The sequence below is a fragment of the Sphingomonas sp. M1A8_2b genome, from assembly GCF_053345535.1.
In genome coordinates this window covers 1-18,254 of the sequence record NZ_JBKFAH010000004.1, presented here as the reverse complement: position 1 = coordinate 18,254, position 18,254 = coordinate 1, and the positions used below count along the sequence as shown (strand labels likewise).

The 18,254-nt window shown below is 64.9% G+C and carries 14 protein-coding genes and 1 tRNA gene; 1 reads left to right on the top strand and 14 read right to left on the bottom strand.

Annotated elements, in window-relative coordinates; all coding sequences use genetic code 11:
- Positions 1–5: 5 nt before the first annotated feature.
- The 9 genes from ACLBWL_RS15190 to ACLBWL_RS15150 form a co-directional block, all read right to left on the bottom strand.
- On the bottom strand, positions 6–338 hold the full coding sequence (locus ACLBWL_RS15190; protein ID WP_447794462.1) for an ArsR/SmtB family transcription factor: 333 nt from the start codon (positions 336–338) through the stop codon (positions 6–8).
- Positions 339–550: 212 nt separating this feature from the next.
- On the bottom strand, positions 551–2,920 hold the full coding sequence (locus tag ACLBWL_RS15185; protein WP_447794460.1) for a membrane-bound PQQ-dependent dehydrogenase, glucose/quinate/shikimate family: 2,370 nt from the start codon (positions 2,918–2,920) through the stop codon (positions 551–553).
- Positions 2,921–3,120: 200 nt separating this feature from the next.
- Positions 3,121–4,821 carry a D-lactate dehydrogenase gene (gene dld / locus ACLBWL_RS15180; RefSeq protein WP_447794459.1) on the bottom strand — a complete coding sequence of 567 codons (1,701 nt, stop codon included), beginning with the start codon at positions 4,819–4,821 and terminating at the stop codon, positions 3,121–3,123.
- Positions 4,821–5,549, bottom strand: a complete 729-nt coding sequence (gloB, locus tag ACLBWL_RS15175; protein WP_447794457.1) for a hydroxyacylglutathione hydrolase — start codon at positions 5,547–5,549, stop codon at positions 4,821–4,823. Before gloB ends, dld begins: the two co-directional genes overlap by 1 nt.
- Positions 5,546–6,358 (bottom strand): TorF family putative porin, encoded by an 813-nt coding sequence (locus ACLBWL_RS15170; protein ID WP_447794455.1) that lies wholly within the window; start codon positions 6,356–6,358, stop codon positions 5,546–5,548. Before ACLBWL_RS15170 ends, gloB begins: the two co-directional genes overlap by 4 nt.
- 119 nt (positions 6,359–6,477) lie before the next feature.
- A complete protein-coding gene (locus ACLBWL_RS15165) occupies positions 6,478–8,049 on the bottom strand; it encodes a GMC family oxidoreductase (protein WP_447794453.1) in 1,572 nt (523 codons plus the stop codon).
- A 25-nt stretch (positions 8,050–8,074) separates the two neighbouring features.
- Complete coding sequence (locus ACLBWL_RS15160; protein ID WP_447794451.1) at positions 8,075–8,617, bottom strand: gluconate 2-dehydrogenase subunit 3 family protein; 543 nt, start codon at positions 8,615–8,617, stop codon at positions 8,075–8,077.
- 62 nt (positions 8,618–8,679) lie between these two features.
- Complete coding sequence (locus tag ACLBWL_RS15155) at positions 8,680–9,075, bottom strand: VOC family protein (RefSeq protein ID WP_447794449.1); 396 nt, start codon at positions 9,073–9,075, stop codon at positions 8,680–8,682.
- 11 nt (positions 9,076–9,086) lie between these two features.
- Entirely contained in the window at positions 9,087–9,497 is a 411-nt protein-coding gene (locus ACLBWL_RS15150) for a c-type cytochrome (protein ID WP_447794447.1), read from the bottom strand.
- A gap of 541 nt (positions 9,498–10,038) precedes the next feature.
- On the opposite strand from ACLBWL_RS15150, the gene ACLBWL_RS15145 reads away from it, so the two are divergent.
- Positions 10,039–12,102: a sigma-54-dependent Fis family transcriptional regulator gene (locus tag ACLBWL_RS15145; protein ID WP_447794445.1), complete on the top strand. Its 2,064-nt coding sequence runs from the start codon at positions 10,039–10,041 to the stop codon at positions 12,100–12,102.
- 109 nt (positions 12,103–12,211) lie between these two features.
- Here the strand turns inward: ACLBWL_RS15145 and ACLBWL_RS15140 are convergent, their stop codons facing one another.
- From ACLBWL_RS15140 to ACLBWL_RS15120, 5 genes are all read right to left on the bottom strand, one after another.
- Positions 12,212–13,288, bottom strand: coding sequence for an ABC transporter permease (locus ACLBWL_RS15140; RefSeq protein WP_447794443.1), 1,077 nt, complete (start codon positions 13,286–13,288; stop codon positions 12,212–12,214).
- A complete protein-coding gene (locus ACLBWL_RS15135) occupies positions 13,285–14,421 on the bottom strand; it encodes an ABC transporter permease (RefSeq protein ID WP_447794441.1) in 1,137 nt (378 codons plus the stop codon). Before ACLBWL_RS15135 ends, ACLBWL_RS15140 begins: the two co-directional genes overlap by 4 nt.
- Entirely contained in the window at positions 14,418–15,419 is a 1,002-nt protein-coding gene (locus tag ACLBWL_RS15130) for an HlyD family secretion protein (protein WP_447794439.1), read from the bottom strand. Before ACLBWL_RS15130 ends, ACLBWL_RS15135 begins: the two co-directional genes overlap by 4 nt.
- Positions 15,416–16,897 carry a TolC family protein gene (locus tag ACLBWL_RS15125; protein ID WP_447794437.1) on the bottom strand — a complete coding sequence of 494 codons (1,482 nt, stop codon included), beginning with the start codon at positions 16,895–16,897 and terminating at the stop codon, positions 15,416–15,418. Before ACLBWL_RS15125 ends, ACLBWL_RS15130 begins: the two co-directional genes overlap by 4 nt.
- Before the next feature lie 1,259 nt (positions 16,898–18,156).
- Positions 18,157–18,233, bottom strand: a tRNA-Met gene (locus ACLBWL_RS15120).
- Positions 18,234–18,254: the final 21 nt, after the last annotated feature.

Below are 18,254 nucleotides of genomic sequence, written 5' to 3'. Positions count from 1 at the left end.
TCCTTTCAGCAGCAGGGCGTGAGTTCGGCCAGGAGCGGCGCGCACAGTTCAGGCGAGCCGGCGCAGCAATCCTTGATGAGGAACAACGTCAGCGCGCGCAGCCCGTCCAGATCGGCACGGTAGATGATCGACCGGCTATGGCGTTCGGATCGGACCAGTCCAGCGCGGGCAAGGATCGCGAGATGCGCCGACATGGTGTTCTGTGGCACGTCGAGCTGGCGCGCAATTTCGCCCGCCGCGAGGCCGTGCGGCTCGTGTCGGACCAGCAGACGAAACACATCGAGGCGGGTGCCTTGCGCCAGCGCCCCCAAGGCGGAGATAGCCGATTCGTTTTCCATATATCCAGCATAGAGGATATATTCAGTTCAGCCAGTCCCGATCGGCCCGGACATGATCCGATGAGCGCCGACCGGACCAGCGCCCCCGGCAAACCGCAACGAGCGGCGCTGCCTAATCCGGGCAGCGCCGTTGATGCGCCAGCCCATCGGTTTCGTCATCGATCTCGTCGTGGCCCGCGGATGTCACCCATGGGTATCACAGATGCGGATGATCAGGTCCGGGGTAGCGCGAAGGCCATGGTGTAATCGCCGTAGCGCGTGCCCAGCGCTCCGTGTCCGCCAGCGGAGATGACGACGTACTGACGGCCGTCACGCCCGCGATAGGTCATCGGCGTCGCCTGGGCGCCTGCAGGCAGGCGGGCCTTCCACACCACCTTGCCGGTCCGGAGATCGAAGGCGCGCAGATACTGGTCCGTCGTCGCCCCGATGAACGCCAGGCCGCCAGCGGTGATGATCGAACCGCCCAGATTGGGTACGCCGGTCTTGATCGGCACACCGAGATGCGAGCCGAACAGACCGGTGTCACGCGCGGTGCCCAGCACTTCGCGCCACAGCACCTTGCGCGTCTGCAAGTCGACCGCGGTCAAATGACCCCAAGGCGGGGCGACGCACGGCGCACCGAAGATACCGACCCACGCCTTCACCACCGCCACATACGGCGTGTTGTACTGCGTCTGGAGCTGCGCCTGCATCGCGTTCTCGCCACCCTTCTTCTGCGCCATCAGCGGTTTCACCCGCGGATCATCGCGGCGCATCAGCCAGAGCTTGAACGGCATTTCCATGGTGTTGACGGTCATGATGCCGTGCACCGGATCGACCGCCGCGCCACCCCAATCGGTGACGCCGTCGAAAGCGGGATGACCAATGACCGGTTTCAATCCCAGCGGCTGATAGATGCCCGTGCCCTGTGCGCGACGAATGTCGATACGGCACATCAGCTGGTCGATCGGCGTTGCGCCCCAGGTCGCCTTTTCGGTTGGCGCGGGCGGCGTGAACGACGGCATCCCGACCGAGAAGGGCTGCGTCGGCGACACTGTCACGCCCGGCGTTGCGCCATCGGTCCTGACGGGGCGCTCGGCGACCGCAGCGATCGGCGCGCCGTTGAGCCGGTTGAGGAAAAACACCTGTCCCATCTTGGTCGTCTGGATGAGTGCGGGGATCATCCGCCCGTCCGGTGCTCGATAGTCGAACAGCGACGGGCCGATCGGTAGGTCCATGTCCCACATGTCGTGATGGACGAGCTGGCGCACCCAGCGCAGCTTGCCGCTCGCCGCATCCAGCGCGACGATCGCGCTGCCGAACCGGTTGTCGAACGGTCGGCGATAGCCGATCCAGTAATCGGGCGAGGCGTTGCCCGTACCGAGATAGACGATCCCATTGGCCGCGTCGGCGGTGATCGCCCCCCACACGTTCGGCGTGCCCCGCGTGTAGTTCTGGCCGGCGGGCAAGGGTGCGATCGCGTCCTGCGAACGGCCGACGTCCCACGCCCAGACCGGACGGCCCGAGACCGGGTCGTAGGCGCGCACGACGCCGCTGGGGATATCGCGATTGACGTTGTCGACGATGCGCTCGCCAACGATCAGGCGATTGTTGACGACCACCGGCGGCGTGGTCGCGATCTGGTCGGACGGCGTCGAGACGCCCATGTTCGCGCGCAGATCTATCGAGCCGTTATCCGCAAAGCTCGGGCATGGCCGACCGGTATCGGCATCGAGCGCGACCAGCCGCGCGTTGAACGTCGGCGCGAAGATGCGATGCGGGCACGGCGTGCCGGCGGGCGCCTCGTAATAGACGACACCACGGCACACGAGGTAGTTGTTGCCCTTGACGTCGGCGGTCTCGTGCCAGCTCCATTTGGTCTTTCCCGTCGTCGCGTCGATCGCCTGAACGAACGAATGCGGCGTGCACGTGTAAAGCGTGTCACCGATGTGAATGGGTGTCGCTTCGGAATGGTATTCGCGCAAATGCTCCTTGGACTCCGCGGCCATCGGCAAATCGCCGGTTCGTTGCGTCCAGGCCAGTTCCAGCCTGGCGACGTTTGCCGGCGTGATGTCGCCCAGCGCGGAATAGCGGCGCCCCGACAATGTCCCGCCGTAATCGCGCCAGTCGCCATCTGCTTCGCCAGTCGAAGACGGCGGGCGGGCGGCAACGGCCGTCGCATCGCGCGCGGACGCATCCTCACCGTGCAGGAACAGCCCGCCTGCGAAGACCAAGGCGATGCCAGCTGCAACCGCCGGCATCGCGTGCGATCGGATCGATGACCCGCGACCGCGCCGCCATCCGGTCAGCAGCACCAGCACGAGCAGGACCGTCGGCGCGACCACCCGCGGCACCAGCTGCAGCCAGTCGAACCCGACCTCCCAGACCGCCCAGACAAGCGTCGCTGCCCAGATCGCCACGAACACGCCGCGACCGGCCGGATGCCCACGGCCGATCAAGGCTCCGCTGACGATCATCGCAAGACCGGTGATGAGATAATAAGGCGACCCGTTGCTGGCTGCGAGCACGCCGCCCGCGACGACGAAAAATCCGCCGAGGATCGCGACGATCCACGCCAAAGCCAAGGTAAGCAGCCGGGCCATCACGCCATTCCTCCACAATCCGGGATAAATTTTCTTTGATCCCAGTAGCTAACATTAATCAAGATCAATTTAGGCCTGTTAGTTCCGGAAAACCGGTCGGGCGCTTCGGCAGTCTATCCAGCGGTCGCCCATAGGGTGCGAGCCGCTGATGGCATGGCACAGCGTGCCGGCCATTCGAGGTATCCGACACCATTCCACCCTCATCGCCACCCGGCTTTTCTGGAGGTCTTTCCGATACCCGGATTGAAGATGTTGCGCGGATCAAGCGCGTAATAATGCGCCGCGAGTTCGGGCTTGGCGGCATAGAGGTGGCCGACATTATGCTCGGCCGGATATTCGGCGCCGCGAGCAGCAAGCAGTTCCAGCATCCTGTGCTCGAGTGCCTCGGGATCGTGACCCTTCGCGACGATATAATCCTGGTGGAACACGTGGCAAAAAAAGTGCCCGTAATAGAGCGTATGCAGGATCGGCGCGGCAAGTTCCGCGGGCAGCGTTTCGAACCAGGCGCGATCGTCCCGGCGCAACGCGATATCGAGTGCGACGATGTCCTCGACCGCGTCCGGGTGGATGGCGCGGTAGCGGACGGCGGCCCCCGCGACCGCAAAACGATGCAGAAAGGCCCTGGTCGCTTCGTCTGGCGTGCATTCGAAGACGTCACCGGTCGCGCTCGGGAATGTCGCAGACAAATGGCGACGGGCCTCGGCAATACCGTCTCCCGCCATCTTCAGAATGAGATGGTGCTCGAAGCGGTCGCGGTAGGTGCGCATGCGCTGCGGGAGATGGCTTGGAAAAAGCTTGCCCGCCATCTGGAGCAGGCGGTCACCCAGATTGGCAGGGACAAGCGGGAGGCGAGCGGCAACGGCGTCCACACGCCCCTTCAGAGCAAATAACGCCGGCAAGCGGTCGGTCCCGAGGTGCTGGATCGCAAGGAACGTGTCCTTGCCGTAGATCGCCGCGACATCGAACGCGTCGCGGTGGATATATTCCCCGGAGATCGGCAGATCGTTGAATTCCCCGAGAATCGTCCGACGCAGCGCGGTCAGTTCCGCAGGATCATTGGTACCGATGTAGAAGGTTGCCGTCTCCGCCTCCTTGGCGAAGGTGTCGAGCCGCACGGCGAGCAACATGATCTTGCCCGCGCTGCCGGACGCCTCGAACAACCGCGTCGGATCGGCGTTGAAGCGGGCCGGCGTGGCGGCATCGATCGCGCGAACATGCGTGCCATAGCCATGATCCGAGGCGACGCGACCGTCTTCCGACACGATATCGGTTTCGGTAAAGTCCCCCGCCTGCAGCCGGTCCAGTATTGTTTCGGGATCGTTGCCCAGCACGATGCCGAGGTGGTTGACGAGATGCAGATGCCCCGCCTCGTCCACCTGCGCATACAGCGCGAGTTCGGTATAGGCCGGGCCGCGACGGACCAGCGAGCCGCCGGAATTGTTGCAGACCCCGCCGAACACCGACGCGCCGATACACGACGAGCCGATCACCGAATGCGGTTCGCGTCCGAGCGGCGCGAGCGCGCGTTCCAGATCGTACAGCGTCGTTCCCGGCAAGCAGATGACCTGATCGCCGCCGGCAATCAGGTGAAGCCCGGTGACGCGCAACGTGTTGATGATGACGACCGGGCGATCGTAATCGCCATTGGGGGTCGACCCGCCGGTCAATCCCGTGTTCGCGGACTGCATGATGATGATGACGTCGGCGGCGACGCACCGTTGCAGGACGCGCCATTGCTCCACGAGTGATCCTGGCCGGACCACGGCGAGAACGGGGCCCGAACCAAACCGATAGCCGGTCGCGAACCGACGCGTCTTGGCCGGGTCGGTCAGGACGTGCTGACGTCCGACGATCGTACCCAAGGCCTGGGGCAGCGCCTCGATCGCGCCACGAGAATCCATCAAAACATATCCTTGGCGCGGCGCCGCTCGGCAAGGATTTCGGCCGACCCCGCCCGCATGAACGGGTTGCTCGCACGTTCGTCGGCGATGGTGAAGGGGATCGTTGGCGCACCGCGAGCGCGCAGCGCCGCCACGTGCTCGGCACGTTTTCGCAATGCCGCGTTTTCGGGCTCGACATGCAGCGCGAACCGCGCGTTCGCCTCGGTATATTCGTGCGCGCAATACACCGTGGTTTCCGGGGGAAGCGCGGACAGCCGTACCATATTGCCCCACATCTGGCTCGCACTTCCCTCGAACAGCCGGCCGCAGCCCATCGCGAACAGCGTGTCGCCGACGAAGATCGTGCCCGGTGTCGCATAGGCGACATGCCCGACCGTATGGCCCGGCGTCTCCATCACCGTGAAGATCGTATCGCCGAGTGCAACCGTCGCCCCGTCCCCCACGCCGATGTCGACGCCGGGGATCCGATCGGCCTCGACGGCGGGCGCCACGATTCTGGCGCCGTACCGCGCCTTCAACGGCAAGTTCCCACCGACATGATCGTCGTGCCAATGGGTGTTGAGCACCAGATCGAGTCCCCATCCGCGGCGATCGAGTTCCGCCGCGATCCGCGCCGCATCGGGCGTGTCGATCGTCGCCACGCGGTCGGTCGCCCGGTCGCGCACGAGGAAGCCGTAATTGTCCTCGAGACACGCGAACAGGACAATCTCGATCGACGGGGATGTCACAGCGCGACCTTGATCGCGGCAACGACGGCGCTGTGGAATATGGTCCCCGCGTCATGCGAATCGGTGTCGAAATAGCGCACGTCGAGACCCACGGCCTTGGTAAGGGCATAGGTGCCGCCCAGGTTCCAGACCGTAAAATCATCGAAGCGATGAATCTGTTCGACGCCCACGACGCCGTTGATCGTCAGGCGCGGCGTGACGGCATAACCGGCATTCGCTTCGGTGTAGAGCGCGGCGGTATTATAGGTCAGGAAATCAGGTGCGTAATATGCTTGGCCGCCCACCCAGCCCTTGCCGATGGTGTGCGTGACCGCCGCCTTGTATTCCACCGTGCCGCGGCCGATCCCGCGTGGTGCACCGATATAGCCGTAGCGGACCACGCCCACGTCGAACCGGGTCTTGCCGACGCGCGGCGCCCAGCCGACGTACAGATCATATTCGGCATCGGTGCCGTCACCGAAATCGACGTTCTCGCCGCCGACGCGCGCGTAGAAGTCGCCGTGCTCGGCCGAAACCAGGCCATAGACGAACGGATCGCGTCTGGTTTGGGAGATGCTTCGAAACCGGTAGTCGGTCGCAACCCCGCCGGCGACATGAAACTGGATGCCGCCCGCGGTTTCGGTGCCGCTTCCGGGGGCCGGATCGGCCGGTGCCTGACCCGCCGCAGTATCGGCCGGCTTTTGGCCGGTTGCGGTATCGTCGGCCGGCTTCATCGATTGCGCACTGAGCGGCGCGATGGCCACTGTCCCCGCCAATACAACGACGCCCGCCAGCACAATGCCGCCGCGGTTCAGCCCTTTGCGTTTCATGGTTTCTTCCCCCTCGTGGTATCGTTGACCGAAGGCAGCGCATTCCGCTCGCCGTTCACCGACGTTGCGCCTGCGGTTGAAAGGCGCGGCATCGTCGGCCGCGCCTCGGATTCAAGATCTTAGATCTCGTTTTTAGCCATGAGCCCGGCCAGGTGATCCGCCTGACGGATCGCGAGCGCGACGATCGTCAGCGTCGGATTCTCCGCGGCACTCGACGTGAACTGGCTGCCGTCGGAGACGAACAGGTTTTTCACCTCATGGCTCTGGCCCCATCGATTGACGACGCCGTCCTCCGGTTTCTCGCTCATCCGGTTGGTCCCCATGTTGTGAGTCGAGGGATAGGGTGGCGTGAGGACGGTGCGTTTTGCGCCGACCGCTTCGTAGATTTTCGCGCCTTGCTTGAAAGCGTGATTGCGCATCGCGACGTCGTTGGGGTGATCGTCGTAATGGACGTTCGCCACCGGCATGCCGAAGCGATCCTTGACGGTGGAATTCAGCGTGACGCGGTTGGTGGCGCGCGGCATGTCCTCGCCCACCACCCACATCCCCGCCATGTGATCATAATGATCCAGCGCCGACGTGAAGTCGCGCCCCCAGCCGCCGGGGTTCATGAATGCGCCCATGAACGGAACACCCAGCGAAATCGTTTCGAGTTCGTAGCCGCCGACGAATCCCCGCGAGCCGTTATAACGGGCTTCGTCGCGGACGATTCCCGCCATCACGGTGCCGCGGTACATGTGCACGGGCTTGTCGAATATCCCGTACACCGATCCCGTCGTATGGCGCATGTAATGCTTGCCGACCTGGCCGGCATTGTTGCCCAAGCCGTTCTTGAACAGGTTGCTCTCCGAATTGAGCAGCAGCCGCGGGCTTTCGATCGAATTACCGGCGACCGCGACCACACGCGCCTTCTGGCGGTGCATCGTTCCCGCCTTGTCGGCATAGACGACCGCGGAGGCACGACCACGCGCATCGTGCTCGATACGGATGACCTGGCTCTCGGGACGGACCTCCAGCTTGCCGGTAGCCTCGCCCTTCGGAATCTCGGTGTAGAGCGTCGACCATTTCGCGCCGGACTTGCAGCCCTGGAAACAGAAGCCGATCTGCTGGCACGCGCCGCGACCGTCGCGTGGCTGGCTGTTGATCGACATGTTGCCGGTATGGACTTCCTTGTAGCCGAGCTTCGTCGCGCCGGCATGAAGGACCTTGTAGTTGTTGTTGCCGGGCAACCTCGGAATACCGTTGGTGCCGGTCGTCCCCATCTTGTATTCGGCCTTGGCATACCACGGGGCCATGTCGTTGCTGTCGATCGGCCAATCGAGCAGATCGGCATTGGCGAGCGCGCCGTACGTCGTGCGGATCTTCCATTCATGCTCCTGGAACCGCAACGACGCACCGGCCCAATGGGTCGTCGTGCCACCGACCGCCTTGACGATCCAGGCGGGCAGTTCCGGGAAGTCCTTGGCGACCCGCCAGCTACCCGATGTCGTGCGCTTGTCGGTCCATGCCAGCTGGGCGAAGCTCTCCCACTCGTTGTTGATGAAATCGGGTATCTCGTACCGTGCGCCCGCTTCGAGGCAGATGACCTTGATGCCCTTTTGCGCCAGCTCGTTTGCAAGCGTTCCGCCGCCCGCGCCCGAGCCGATGATGACGACGACGCTGTCGTCGTTCAGATCGAATGTTCCAGCCATGTCCGTATATCCTCTCCGCGGCCCTTCAGGCCGGTAGCCAATCCAGGTCGTTGAATCCGCGATGGAGGTATCCGCCCTTTTCGGCAGACGAGCCCTCGTAACCGAACTTCATCCAGATATCGTCCTGGTTGTAGAGTCCGGTGATCATTCCCGATCGCATCGCCTTGAAGAACTCGGTGCCCTCTATCGACCGCAGCACGGCGACGCGGTCGTCCTCCTTGTCGATCGCGAGATACGGCTTGCCCTTGAGCTTGACGGCCGCGGCATCGAGCAGCTTGACGCCCTGCGCCATCGTCACCTTCTTGGCGGCATTGTCGGCAAGCTGGCCGTCGATGAACCCGACTGCCGTCTCATAGGCAGCGTCCGGCAGCCGATCATGGGGGTAGAGATCGCGCGCCATCTTCACCAAGGTCGAAACCGACGACGCTGGGCCGGTCTTGAGCGTGACTGCGGCATAGGCGCGGCCAGGCAATACGGGTACCGCGGCCAGCAACGCGGCAGTGCCGACCGAGCGCCCGAGAAAACGGCGCCGATCCATTACATCGATCTTGTCGATGACGCGCATCATTGATCCTCTCCTGTCGTTATGGTTGTGATGTCTGTGCGCTGGAAACCGACGCCCCTGGCTCGCTAGACGAAGCGGCCGTGGTGCTGGAGAATCTCGACCTTGTAGCCGTCGGGATCCTGGATGAAGAAGAACCGCGCCATCAGCGTGCCCTCGCGAAAGAACTCCTTGATCGGCAGTGGCGCGATGCCGGCGGCGTCCATGCGGGCATGTTCGGCATCGAGGTCCGGCACCGTCACCGCGACGTGGCCATAGCCGTCACCCAGCGCATAAGGCTCGCCGCGATCATGGTTGATCGTCAGTTCCAGCTCGTAGTCGTTCTCGGCGTTGCGGAGGTAGACGAGGGTGAAGCCATCAAAGGGATAGCGGTCGGCGACATCGAGATTTAACGCCGTCTTGTAGAATGCGACCGACCGCGCTTCGTCGAGTACGCGGATCATGGTGTGGATCATCTTGGCCATGGACGGCGATCCTATTTCGGGAGCTTGGTGAGATACGCGATGATCGCCTGCCGCTTTGCCGCGTCGGCTTGGGCGTAGCTCATCTTGCTGCCGGGAACGGTGGCCTGCGAACGGGTCAGCCATTTGTCGAGGCTCGCCGCGTTCCAGGTCAGTCCGCTCTTCTTCAGGGCCGCGGAATATTGGTAGCCGGGCAATGATCCTGCCTTGCGACCGAAGACGCCGGCCAGCGAAGGCCCGACACGCGTTTCACCCGCCTTTGCCGAGTGACAGGCGCCGCATTGTTGCCCGAAAAGCTTGTCGCCCGAGGCTGGCGCGGCCTTTGGCACCATCATCTGCGCGGAAAGCGGCGGTGTCGCTGTCGCGACGACGGCAATGGCGAGCAGCGCCCGGTGGACGGGATTGGGTCGAAATCCTCTGGTCATTCAGGTAGATCCTCTCGCGCTTCACAAGCGGCTTGGTTGCTTTTCCCCGCTTCGCAAATGCCGTGCCAAACGGCTTCAAGCACGCGCCACGACGGAGAGGTGAATGGCACTGCGTCGCGATCACCGCTGGCGACACGCCCGGATGGAACATTGATGTTCCGGTCGTGACACAAGTGTGTGTCAGACTGTTTCAAATGATGCCCCCCTGGATTGATGCCCGAAGCGCGTAATCGCGAAGATCGCCATGTGCTCGGTGGACTAAGGTCGATCAAAATCGGCTAACTCTTCTGTTCCCCAGACCGTCACCGGCGGACGAACTCAGGGCCGGAGTGCAATGCTTGTCCGGCGGCAGGCGTACGAAGCATGCCTCTTGCGTCCCGATCGAACGAATGTTCGGGGTGTACTCATTTATTGATTGTATAATACTTTGCTCTTCGCCATCGATTACCTAAGTTACTCTATTGGCGCGCGATCCTTCCGGGAGAGGGGGCGGCGAGTCATAGCGGGCGGCAAAACCGTTCGCAGTATCAGGAGACGATGCGTGGGCGCACTGGTCAGCGGCAATCTGGAAATCGAGAGTTCGGCGAATGCGCTTGTGGTCGACTATTCCGAACGTCTGGCGGGTGCTGCGTGGGAACGTTTTCTGTCGGGAGACTCGCCCGAAACGGTAAGCGCGCGACCGCATGTGCTCGCGTCATGGCAGCGCTGTCAGCAGTCGCAGGTCGATTATCGCGCGGACGCCGCGCCGCGCATCGAACCGGACGGCATGGGCGCGCTGCGCCGTACCAATCGCGAGCTCCTTCAGGCCGCGGCCTCGACGCTCGCCTATTCCGCGGATTTTCTGTCCGGGACGCGCTCCGTCATGCTGCTGACCGACGCGAACGGTATCGTGCTCGACTCCGTTGGCGACATAGGCACCCTGCATGCGGCCAACGACATCGCGCTGGCACGCGGGGGAAACTGGCGGGAAGATGCAGGCGCCGGAACCAACGGGATCGGCACCTCGCTCGCGACCGGCATGCCGGTGTCCGTCCACGCCGGCGAACATTATTGCGCAGGTATCAAGGGCTGGAGTTGTGCCGGCGCACCGATCATCGACCCGCTCGACGGGAGCGTCGCGGGAATATTGGGGATATCCGCGCGTAAACAGGAGTCCAGTGCCCAGATCCTGGCGCTTGCGGTGCTCGCGGCCAACGGCATACGCCAGACGCTGACACGGCATTCCGATCAGCAGCGCTTACAGCTTCTCGAAATGGGTCTGGACCATAGTCATCGCCGACCGGGCGACGGGCTGATTGCGCTCGACGACCGGGGCCGTATTCTTTTCGCGAGCCCGCGGACGCGCGAACTCCTCATGTCTCGGCTGGAGCGGGCGGTGCCGATACTCGGCCGCGGCGTGCACCTGATGGGACCCAATGGCGCGCTGGATCGCGAACTGCTGGACGAATGGCTTTATCCCCTGCTGATAGATGGCGACGTCGCGGGTAATCTGGTCATCGTTCCGGCAGCGGCACAACCGCGGTCACAACCGGCGCGGCCGCAAGTCGCGCATTCGCATCCTGCCCGCGCCCAGGCTGGCCGGACTCGCACTGCGGACGAAAGCGATGGCGGTCGATCCCGCTTCGACTCGATTGTCGGCACGTCCGATGCGTTGCGCGGCGCGATCCGGCAGGCGCAGGCGGTCGCACCGCTCGATGTTCCGGTGCTCGTGCTGGGCGAGACTGGTACGGGCAAGGAACTGTTCGCGCGCGCAATCCATGGCGAGAGCAAACACGCCGAGGGCCCCTTTGTCGCGTTCAATTGCGGCGCCGTTTCCCGGGAGATGATCGCGAGCGAATTGTTCGGTTATGCCAGGGGAGCGTTCACCGGCGCCGATCCGGCAGGCCGCGCCGGACGCTTCGAACTCGCGGAAGGCGGGACGCTGTGTCTCGATGAAATCGGCGAACTCGCGCTCGATCTCCAGCCGTATCTGTTGCGCATGCTCGAGGAAGGTGTCGTCACGCGGATCGGCGAGAGCACGCCGCGCAAAGTCAATGTGCGGATCATTGCGATGACCAACAGGAATTTACGGGACGAGGTGGCGGCAGGCCGGTTCCGCCTCGATCTCTTCCACCGCCTCAGCATCGTCGAGATCGTGGTGCCGCCATTGCGCGATCGCCCTGGCGACCTCCGGCAATTGATCGACTATTTCAATCCGCGGATAGCCGACCGTCATCATCGGACACCCGTAAGCTTTACCACCGACGTGATGGCGGCGTTGCAGGCGCACTCGTGGCCGGGCAATGTCCGGGAATTGCGCAACGTCGTGGAACGGTTAATCCTGTTCAGCCGCGACGGCATTGCCGATGTCGACAGCCTGCCGGCGGGTTTCACCGACGCCCAAGATCATTCAAGCGTGCCGACCGTGTCCCCCGGTTCCGATACGATGCAGATTTCAGGGGAGCAGATTTCAGGGGAGCGTGAAAAACTTGAAAATGCGATGCGGCGAAGCGGCGGCAATCTTTCCGCTGCGGCAAAACTGCTCGGGATTTCGCGCAGCACCTTGTACCGGAAAATGGCCAAATTCGCGCCGCATCGATACGACCCTCAAAATTCTACATTTTGAACGGATGACAGCAATCTCGTTTCCGGCACCGATGTTCGCGAACCGCGTGGCGATAATCGGCATCATCAACCCGGCAGCATGATCATGGAGCCCCTCTCGCGGGACGCATTCACCGCAAACGGTAGCGTGCCACCGACCCGAACACCGCCAGTTGCACGACCAGCATCGCGACCGCACCGCGGACTTCGCCGAGCGATGCACCCATCTGGTTCAGCGGCACGAAGATGTGCGTCGCCGGCGTGACGGGGATCATCCAGGCGATCGCCTTTACCCAGCCGGGCATCGCGAACAGCGGCCATGCGAACCCCGAAAGGAAGACGAACGGGATCGACGTCGGAATGAGCAGCTTCAGCGCATCGTCGCCACTCCTCACCATGCTGCCGACCGTCAGCGCGAGTGCGGACACGGTCGCGGCGAACAGCGGCACGGTCAACAGCAGCGCGGGGATGTTACCGCCGTGCGGGATGTCCTGCAGCCAGTAGATCAGGCCGAAGTAGAACAGGCCGCTCAGCGTGCCGATCGTGCTGCACGCAGCCCATACGCCGAAAAACATCCCACGCTGCCACCGGCCCGTGCGGCGGCGCTCGGCGATCAGACGCGCGACTGAAAACAAAAGCGTCTGCTGCAGGATGATGTTGGCAACCGCGGGGAAGATATAGTCGCGATACCCCTCGGTGGTGTTGAACAGCGGGCGTGTCACGACGGGCGTAAGAGGTACGGCCGCCGATTCCGCGAGCCCCGACAGCTGTCCCTCGATCGTCGCACCGATCGCTGCGCCGACCGTCTTTCCGACCGCCTCCGCGCGGAGCAGATAGGCGCCGTTGAGCCACACCGCGATGCCGTCGCCGGGTCGCCCTTCTGTCAGCGCCGCACCGAGATCGTGGGGGATCAGCAGGATGCCCTCGGCTTGCCGGCTGCGCACGAGCGTGCGGGCCGCCGCCATGTCCGATACGTCGGCGGCGATCTCCACCTCGTGGGCGGCGTCGAGGTTGCGGACGATCGCGCGCGAGACTGCGCTGCGATCGGCGTCGACGACGACGATCGGCAGCCGCTCGACCACCTGATGCGCATAGGGTGCCGGGTAATAGAAGGCGTAGAACAGCACCGAGATCACCGCGACCGCGACCAGATCGCGCGTCCGCAGGATTTCGAGAAGCGCGCCTTCGAAGGCCTGGCGGAACCTCATGCCGATTTGCGCGCCTGCCGCCGCAGCAGCAGCGTGGCTGCGCCGCCCGCGACCAAAGCCGACAGCACCAGGATCGCCGCCTGCTTCGCCCAGATCGCACCGTCCACGCCGATCGTCTGATCCATCTCGAGCGTCACATAATGGGTGAGCGGCAGGATCGCGCTCCAGATCCGCGCGACCGCGATACCGCCGGTGATCGGCAGCGACGCACCCGAATAGGCGAGCGCCGACCCTGCATAGATCACGCTCGCGGACAGGCTGGTGGCAACCTCGCCGGTCAGTGTTATGAGCAACGTCGAGATCGCCGCGGTCGCGACGAACAGCAACAGACCGCCGATCGCGACGAGTCCGATCGCGCCGGTAAAGGCGAACCCCTGACCCAGGGTCAGCCACAGCAGCCACAGGCACAGCCAGAGCGTACCGATCGCGACATGCGGGCCCAGACGCCCCGCTGCCGCCATCGCGGGGGAACCGACCCGAACAGCCCAGGGGCCCATCGACCCGTCGACCAGCTCGCGCCCCAGCGATGCGGCGCAGGTCACGGCGATCAGCAGATGCAGGATCGCCGGACCGAGCAGCAGGCCTAGATACCATTCGAGACTGGCGGACGGATTGCCGAGCAGCGTTACCTGCACACCCGGCAGCGGTACCCTGAGTAACGCGATCCCGCCGAGGCCGGCGTTCGGGGGTGCCTGTCTCGCCAGATCCGCGGTGATCGTCGCCTGGAGCAGCGCCGAGGTCAGCGCGCCGGTCGACAGAAACGCGGTCTGGTAGAAGATCTCGATCGTCCGCGGGGTCGCCGCCGTCCGCGTGCCGCCGAGACCGGACGGCAGCACGACCACCGCGATCGCCCGCTCGCGCCGGATCGCGGAAAAGCCCTGCGAGAGGCTCGACACGTTATCAACGACGGTCAGCGCATCGATCGCCTTGATCGCGCGGAGGATCGACCGGGAGGCGACGCTGCGATCCTGGTCGATGATCACCACGCCGAGGCCACGCGGGGAACCCTGCGACAGCATCCCGCCCATCACGACGAGGCATACCAAGGGCACCAGCGTCAGCAGCGCGAGATCGAAGCGGTCGCGCCAGAGATGCGCGAGCTCGTCGGCCAGCGCCCGCCGGAACGCGCTCATCGCGCCCAGTCGAACAGCACGCTCATCCCCGGTCGCAGATCCGCCACCCGCTCGACGGGCCGCAACTGGACCGCGAACGCGCGGACGTCGTAGCCGCTCGACTGACGCGTCGCGCGGACCGTCGCGAACGCTGCTTCGGGTGCGATATGCGTGATGCGGAACCGGACGTCGCGATCGAGCGCGGGGACGTGGCCGATCAGGATGCCACCCGGCCGGACGCCGGCATATTGGCTCTCGCGCACGGTGATCTCGACGCGCGGATGGTCGATGTCGATCACCTGATAGGCGGGCAGCACCGGGCTGACGATCTCGCCCGGCTGGAGCAATTTGCGCGAGACCTCGCCGTTGATCGGCGACACCAGCCGGGTCTCGGTCATCAGCGATCTTGCGGTCGACAGGCCCGCCTGCGCGATCCGGACCTGCGCCGCCGCGGCCTGCTTGTCCTCGCTTCGGGGCCCGGCAAGCGCCTTTTGATATTGCAGCCGAGCGGCCTCAGCCGACATCCGGCTGCTATCGCGCGCGGCATGCGCCTCGTCGCGTCGCTGGGCGGCGATGACCCCCTCGGCATAGAGCGTGTCCGCCCGGCGGCTCGACGTCGCGCCGAGATCGGCCGCGGCCTGCGCCGACTGCCAGATCGCGCGGAGCGACCCGACATCCTCGCTACGCGCGCCGGCCTGCGCCACCGCATCGAGCGCCCGCGCAGTGTCGAGCGCGCCCTGCGCCTGGCGTTCGGCATTGCCCAGTTCCGGGCTCGACAGCGTCGCGAGTACCTGCCCCGCCTTAACCCGCGCACCCTCGTCGACGAGCAACCGATCGACCCGCGCCAAGGCCTTGGTCGCGACGTTGACGCTGTCCGCCTCGACCATGCCCTGGATCTGCTCGGGCCCCGGACGGCTCGCGAGCCACAAGCCGATGCCCACGATCGCTACGACCACGATCAGGCCGACATAGAGCAACACGCGCGCGCGGCGGGTCGGCGGGGCGGTGGGATCGCTCATCGGTCGGTTCCGTAGGTGAGGCGCTGGTCGGCCTGGGCGAGGTGCGCGCCGAACGCGTCGAGCCGGCTGGCCGAGGCAAGCAGTCCTGCGAGCGCGAGGTCGTATTCATAGGCGACGGCGATGCGTTGTGCCTCGGCGGTATCGAGCGCGGCCTGCGCGGAGATCACCGGCGTGGCGGTCCCCTCGCCTTCGCGGAACGCCACCGCCTGCACGCGGACGTTCTCGCGCGCCGCGACCATGCTGCTGTCGAGCAGGACGAACGACCGGCGCGCGCCCTCGACGAGATTGTATGCGCGGATCGTCGCGCTGGTGACGATCCGGCGGGCTTCGGCGGCGGTATCCGCGGCGGCGGCGGCCTGCGCGCGCGCTGCGTCCTCGGTGCGCCTGCGGTCGATGTTCGAAAGGATGGTGTAGCGGACGCCGACGCCCGCGATCCAGTCCGGCTCGATCGGCAGCGCGTTCGAGCGGTTGAAGTTATATTCGCCGAATGCATAGGCCTGCGGAAGGCGGCGCGACCGGGCGAGCGCGACGCTGGCGTCGGCGATCTGCCGCCCGGCATCCGCCGTCCGTGCCTCAGGCGCCGTGCCCTCGCTGCCGAGATAGGTCCCGACCGGGGCGAGCGGCCGGGTCTGAACGAACAGCGCGGTCGTCGGCACCACGTTGCCGTCGATCTCGAGCAGCCGGGCGAGCTCGTCGCGCGCGGTCGCGCTGGACAGGTCGGCACGCTGATAGGTGCGCTCGGCGGTGTCGCGCGCGACCTGCACCTCCAGCGTCCGGGCGTGCGGAATGACCCCTGCCGCCTCCAGCTTGCGCGAATCCGACAGGATCTTGTCGAGCGCATCGCAGCTGCGGCGGGCGGCTTCGAGCAGCCCGGCGGCTGCCTGTTGCCCGAAATAGGCGCGGATGAGATTGATCCGCGCCAGATCGATAACCTGCGCGCGGCGTCCCTCGGCCATCGCGACGCCGCCTTGCGCGGCACGCTGGATCGCTGGGATCGCACCGCCCGTGTACAGCGGCATCGCCGCCTGCACGGTCGGTCGGAACACCTCGTCGCGGAAGCGGTAGCTGAGCTGGTCGGGGATCGCATCGAACAGACCCGGCAGCGCCTGCGACAGTCGCCCGGTGATCTCGCTCGCGATCTGTTGGAACGCCGGGGGCACGCTACCGGGAAAGGCCGCGAGGAAATCCTGCGTGTTGCCCAGCGCATTGCCCTTGGCCCCCGCGAGATCGACCGACAGCGTCTTCTCGTAGACGAGATATTGCGCCGACGCGGTGACGATCGGTCGGTGCAGCGTGCGCATCGCGTCCACCCCCGCCTTGGCCGCGTCGACCCCGTGATCTGCGGCACTCAGCGCGTGCGACGTCCGATCCAACCGCATCTGCGCCGCATCGAAGCTGAGCGCAGTCTGCGCGTCGGCCACCGACGGGAAGGTCGCCGCCAGCGCGACCACCATCGACCAGTGCCGCTTTATCCCCACCCGTATCGCCCTCGTGATCCCCGCCTAGCCTCGCTTTAGCAGGCCATGCCACGCGATGCGACGGATAAGCCAGTCAGATATCGATACCGCACTGGCATACCAGCCGGTGGCGGGATGCTTCACAAGGAGTTTCACCCGGCCAGCAGTGCGAACGCTGCCATCCCGCCGACGGTATCGCGGTTCTCGTGCGCGCCCGGCCTTATGGTCTGCATGACCGTGCAAAACTCCCGCCTAACCCAGCCATGGATGCGCCAAACGCGGAGGACTATTAGACATGGCGCGGTGATCCGCATCACCGAGCCGCTGGCAAAGAGGCGTAAGAGGACCCATTGCCTACTCCGCGTCGCGTTGGATGGCCACCACTCGACCGCGATGTAGACGGCCTCGTCCTTTACGGACTACTCGAGATCGATGAGGCCGAGGCCGCAATCGTCCGGCATATCTTTCGACGCCTTCGCGACCGGCGCTTCCGCTATTTGGATCGCGACCCGACTCAATATAGCTGGCCGGTCAGCGTGGCGCGGGCTGGCATGTATGGACGCTCCCCCGGCGATAAAAAAAAGACCGGTATCCCCAACACTCCGCTCACATCGGCTGTCTGGTATGAGAACGTCAGCAACGGCGCCGCAATCCAGACAGCGAGAAGCGCGAGCGGCGCTATCGGGAGCAATTATTCCGAATGGCGCGCATCAGCGATGTCGCATTTGCGCTTTGCCGACGACATCGAACCGACGACATCGATCAGCGATCGATTTGGACCCACGTCCAATTGCTCGCCACCGAATCCGACGGGAAATGGCCCGGCGGCTTGCAAGCGCGATGGCGCAGCAGGATCAGCCTGCCTGAAAAGGCTTGGTCGTCGATCGACACGCTCGCTGCCAAGATGTTTACAGCGGTAGCGAACGCCCTCTGCTCAATCTCCTCCCGTCGAGGGGGCCGACAAAGGCGCGGCGGGAGCAACAGCTGAAAGCGCCAACGGTTGTCGATGGTTATAGCATCATAATGGAGGACTATACGCCCGTAGCGGTTGTGACGAAAGCCTGCCGGAAAGGTTACACTCCTCGGGAAACGCTGGACGCCGAGACGGTCCCGCGATAGCCGGACAAAGCTCCACTCTCGCCGCCAAGGCGATTGAAGCGGCGAAGCTGGTGCTTGAGGGCGGAGTTGGCGGCAGGTGCGCACGGGAAGCGCACGAGCGCAGCCTTGAGCCGTAACGCACGAAAGCCCCGGTCCGGGGGGACGGGGGCTTTTGTGGTGTGTGGTTGCGGGGACAGGATTTGAACCTGTGACCTTCAGGTTATGAGCCTGACGAGCTACCGGGCTGCTCCACCCCGCGCCGAGATCCCATTAAAGTGTT